The sequence below is a fragment of the Nitratidesulfovibrio liaohensis genome (genome assembly GCF_011682075.1).
Lineage (GTDB): Bacteria > Desulfobacterota > Desulfovibrionia > Desulfovibrionales > Desulfovibrionaceae > Cupidesulfovibrio > Cupidesulfovibrio liaohensis.
The window spans coordinates 1-1,955 of the sequence record NZ_VSMK01000472.1 but is presented as its reverse complement, the minus strand read 5'-3'; the positions used below and the strand labels follow the sequence as shown (position 1 = coordinate 1,955).

The 1,955-nt window shown below is 68.0% G+C and carries 2 protein-coding genes; one reads left to right on the top strand and one right to left on the bottom strand.

The window, feature by feature from the left end; genetic code table 11:
* On the top strand, positions 1-865 hold an 865-nt coding region (locus FVW27_RS14400), incomplete at its 5' end, for a radical SAM protein (RefSeq protein ID WP_167126366.1).
* 532 nt (positions 866-1,397) lie between these two features.
* On the opposite strand, the gene FVW27_RS14395 is transcribed toward FVW27_RS14400, so the two are convergent.
* Positions 1,398-1,955: lipoyl synthase (locus FVW27_RS14395; RefSeq protein WP_167126363.1), on the bottom strand; the 558-nt coding region annotated here is incomplete at its 5' end.

Genomic DNA, 1,955 nt, shown 5'->3' with positions numbered 1-1,955 from the left:
GCCGCTGGCCCGCGGCGCGGCCCGCAGCCGCGACCCGCGCGAGGCGCTGGCAGAGGCGCGCCGCCTGCTGGATGCGGGGTTCCGCGAACTGATCGTCTCCGGCGTGAACCTGCGCCAGTACGGGCGCGACCTGCCCGGCGGCGGGCCGGACTTCTGGGATCTGCTGGCCTTTCTGGAACGCGAGCTTGCCCCGCAGTGGGCGGGCCGGGCGCGGCTGCGCATCAGTTCGCTGGAGCCGGGCCAGCTTGGCGAGCGCGCGCTGGACGTGCTGGCGGAAAGCCGTCTGGTGGCCCCGCAACTGCACCTTTCGTTGCAGAGCGGCAGCCCCGGCGTGTTGCGGCGCATGGGGCGGGGACATTACCGACCCGAGCCGCTGCTGGACTTCGTGCGCGAGTTGGCCGAGGTGTGGCCGCTGTTCGGCCTTGGCGCGGACATCCTGACCGGCTTTCCCGGCGAGACGGACGCGGAGTTTGGCGAGACGCTGGATTTCGTGGGGGCCTTGCCGCTGACCTATGCCCACGTGTTCCCGTATTCGCGCAGGCCGGGCACCCCGGCGGCGGTGATGGAGGGGCAACTGCCGCAAGAGGTGAAGAAGCGCCGGGCGGCGGAGTTGCGCGGCGCGGTGGCGGTGAAGAAGGCGGCGTTCCTGCACCGCCTGCTGGGCGAGCCGCAACTGCTGGTGGCTTCGGAGGGTGCGCGCGGCGTGAAGGGCGTGTGCGAGTATTATGCGGAGTGCCGGTTCACCGGCGGTCGACGTCCCGCTGCACAGGCGGCGCAGGGTGGGGAGCATGCAGGCCCCGGCGAACTGGTGGCCGTGCGTCCGTTGGCTGTCGAGCGTGACGGTTTGGTTGTGGAGACTATGTAGCGATCAGGCTGTTCGTGGTTTTGAGCGAATGCGGCTGCCCATCGTGCTTGTGCATGGTGGGCAGCCGTTGTTTCTGGGGAAAGTTGGGAGACTGTTTTGGGGGACTTGTGGGGTTGCGCGGTCACGTCGCTGCCGAAATCCGTCCCTTTCCGCCGGGCGGCGTTGCCGCGATATTTTTCTGCTCACGTACATAAGTACGCTGCGCGGAAAAATATCGCGTCGCCTTGCCCGGCGAAAAAACTCGTAATTTCTGGCACCGTGCCCGCACCAGCCATCCGCGCCGGAGGACCGGCGCGGAGTATAAGGAAGAAAGGCAACTCCATGGATGAAGGAAAGGCTGGGGAGGAAAGACTGGGAAGAAGACGAGGCAATTCTGTCATGGGAAATTGGTGGTGGCTGCCAAGAATGCCCCTGCCAGCGCACCCCGTCCACGATAAAAAAGTTGAAGGGGGAGGGGGGCGGGGAGGGGGAAAATTTCAATTTTCCCCCTCCCCGGGTTCTCTTCAGTCTTTCTCTTTCTTCCTCTCTTCCCCTACTGCCCCCGCAACTGCTGCAACGCGTCGTAGGCGGCGCGGGCGTTGTAGCTGCTGCGCACGAGGGGGGCGGAGAACACGTGGGGGATGCCGAGGGCGTGGCCGTGGGCGGCGTAGCCGTCGAAGACATCGGGGTGCACGTAGCGTTCGACGGGCGGGTGGTTGCGGCTGGGGCGCATGTACTGGCCGATGGTGGCGATGTGGCAGCCCGTGGCGGCAAGGTCGGCCAGGGTGGCGCGCACCTCGTCGTCGGTTTCTCCCAGGCCCACCATCAGCCCGCTTTTGGCGATGGCCCCGGCGGCGCGCACGCGGGCCAGCAGTTCCAGGCTCTGGGCGTAGTCGGCCTGCGGGCGGATGCGCGGGTAGTGCGCGGGCGGGGTTTCCACGTTGTGGTTGATGATGTCCGGCGCGGCGTCCAGCACGGTGTCCAGCGCGGCCCGGCTGCCGCGAAAGTCGGGAATCAGCACCTCTATGGTGGCGGGCTGACCGTTCTGGGCAGCGGGCAGGGCGGCGCGCAGGGCGCGCACCGTGGCCGCGAAGTGGGCGGAGCCGCCGTC